This is a genomic window from Roseovarius sp. D22-M7 (assembly GCF_037083785.1).
Taxonomy (GTDB): domain Bacteria; phylum Pseudomonadota; class Alphaproteobacteria; order Rhodobacterales; family Rhodobacteraceae; genus Roseovarius.
Genome location: NZ_JBAPKY010000142.1, coordinates 1 through 2133, shown reverse-complemented (window position 1 = coordinate 2133; position 2133 = coordinate 1). Strand labels below are relative to the sequence as shown.

The window sequence follows — 2133 nt, the reverse complement described above, 5'->3', positions numbered from 1 at the left end:
GCGCAACCGGCGCACAGCCAAGAAGCTTTATGAGCAGATTGTCACGGAAGGCTACACAGGGTCCTATTCGCCGGTTCAGCGTTTCGTGCGGGAGCTCAGGCAAACAACCGGGACCGGTACGGGCGATGCGTTCATTCCTCTGCATTTCGCGGCGGGCGATGCGCTCCAGTTCGACTGGAGCGAGGAATACGTCCTGCTGGGCGGTGTCGAACACAAGGTTCATGTGGCCCATTTCCGCCTGTGCCACAGCCGGAAGCCTTTTGTCGTGGCCTATCTGAACGAGAAGCAGGAGATGGTGCTTGATGCTTTTATACGGGCGCTGAAGTTCTTCGGCGGCGTCCCGCGCCGAGTGATCATCGACAACCCCAAAACCATGGTGACCTATGTCTCACGATCGAAGGATCGGATCTTTCATCCACGCTTTCTGGCCTTGATGAACCATTATGTCATCGAACCCGTCGCCTGCACCCCCGCCTCGGGCTGGGAGAAGGGGCAGGTCGAGAACCAGGTCCAGTTTCTGCGTGGCGAGCTGTTCACTCCCAGGCTTGCTTTTGACGATCTGGATGGGCTGAATGACTGGCTGCGCCTGCGCAGTGAGGAGTTGGCCAACCGCTTGCATCCCGATCAGCAGGACCGCACGATCGGCGACATTTTTTCGGATGAGCAGAGAGAGTTGCGCCCGCTGGGTCGCCCCTTCGATGGCTATGTCGAAAAAACCGTGCGCGTCAGATCCACCTGCCTGGTGCAATACGACAGCAATCGCTACAGCGTGCCGTCCGAACATGCTGGGCACCATGTCTCATTGCGCGCCTATGCCGATCGGATCGTCGTGGTCGCGGACAATGAGGTCATCGCCGAGCACAAACGCCATTTCACGCGCAATATCAGCTATTTCGAGCCCTGGCACTATGTGCCCCTGCTCGATCTCAAGCCCGGTGCCCTGCGCGACGGCGCCCCCTTCATTGGTTGGGAGTTGCCCGAGGCAATGCAGCAAATCAAGGATCACTACATGCGCGGCAAAGGCGGCGACCGGGAGTTCGTCGACCTGCTGCTGCTGGCCCTTGAGCATGGCATAGAGGTGGTCGAGACGGCCTGCGACCTGGCTGTGGAACAGCACACCTTGCGCTTGCCTGCGATCATCAACCTGATCAACCAGTTGCTGGAACCTGTCATCTCCCCGCTGGCCGACACCCATGCCTACCCGCAGCTGACCCTGCGGCCCGAGGCCGATTGCAAGCGATATGAGGCGCTGTGTACCACCGGGGAGGCGGCCGCATGAACGCCCTTATCGACCAGCTCACAGCCCTCAGACTGCATGGCATGGCGGCCTGCGCCCAGGATTTGTTGACCGCCCGCACGCCGCCCAGCCTGACAACAGCCTTGAAGGCCTTGATCGAGGCGGAAGCCCAGGAACGCCGTGTGCGGTCCATTCAATATCAGATGCGCATTGCCAAATTCCCTCACCACAAGGACTTTGCCACCTTCGATCATGACGCTGCGACCGTCACCAAAGCGCAGATCGACCCGTTCTGCTCTGGCCAGTTTACCAACGACGCGCACAACATCATCCTTGTCGGTGGAACCGGCACCGGCAAAACGCACATCTCCATCGCCTTGGGAACCAATCTGGTCAATCAGGGCAAGCGGGTTCGGTTCCATAACGCCGTCGATCTGATCAATGCCCTGATCGCGGAGCAGGCCGACGGAAACACCGGGAAAATCATCAAGCAGCTGACCGCCCTGGATTGCGTGATTATCGATGAACTCGGCTATATCCCGTTCCCAAAGTCTGGCGGTTCGCTGCTATTCCATCTGATCAGCAAGCTGTATGAAACGACCAGCGTCATCATCACAACCAACCTCGAGTTCGGAGAATGGGTCTCGGTGTTTGGCGATGCCAAGATGACAACCGCGCTGCTTGACCGTGTCACGCACCATTGCAGCATCATCGAGACCGGCAACACATCTTACCGCTTCGCCCAGAGCAAGTCTCGCGAAAACCCCTGAAGCCACGCAAGCAAAGCCCACAGACGAGCGCGCTATTTGGTGGCCGCTCGCCTGTGGGCTTTGCCACCTCCGGGGTGGGTCATTTTTGGATGATCACACCGGGTCAGTTTTGAATGCACATTGACA

Annotated in this window: 2 protein-coding genes; both read left to right on the top strand. The window is 58.8% G+C overall.

All coding sequences use genetic code 11. The features are described from left to right. On the top strand, positions 1 to 1279 hold a 1279-nt coding region (istA, locus tag V8324_RS21610; protein WP_336421953.1), incomplete at its 5' end, for an IS21 family transposase. After that, positions 1276 to 2007: an IS21-like element helper ATPase IstB gene (istB, locus tag V8324_RS21605; RefSeq protein ID WP_336421952.1), complete on the top strand. Its 732-nt coding sequence runs from the start codon at positions 1276 to 1278 to the stop codon at positions 2005 to 2007. The genes istA and istB, both read left to right, overlap by 4 nt. The last annotated feature ends 126 nt before the right edge of the window (positions 2008 to 2133 follow it).